We start from the raw sequence: 271 nt of genomic DNA, 5'->3' as shown, positions 1-271 counted from the left end.
AGTATCAGCAAGTTAAAGCGTTAACCCTTAATCAAATAACTATTAAAGCGACATTAGTCGGCGCTTTAATAGTTATTGATACTTTAAGGCTGAGTAAAAATACCATGGAGTAATTGCGTATAAATCTTTTCTATTTCTAACAAGTCGCAAATCGGTACATGTTCATTAACCTGATGAATGCTATGGTTTCGTACCCCACACTCTATGACTTGTGTTTTTTGCTGTGCAAAAAATCGTCCGTCCGACGTCCCACCACTGGTGCTTAATAAAG

The 271-nt window shown here is 37.3% G+C and carries 1 protein-coding gene; it reads right to left on the bottom strand.

Annotated features, from left to right (window positions below):
* Positions 1 to 83: 83 nt before the first annotated feature.
* On the bottom strand, positions 84 to 271 hold a 188-nt coding region (locus R0K30_RS21980), incomplete at its 5' end, for a M20/M25/M40 family metallo-hydrolase (RefSeq protein ID WP_410612963.1).

Source organism: Bacillus sp. SIMBA_154, from assembly GCF_046536015.1.
Lineage (GTDB): Bacteria > Bacillota > Bacilli > Bacillales > Bacillaceae > Bacillus > Bacillus pumilus_P.
This window is presented reverse-complemented; position numbering and strand designations above follow the sequence as displayed.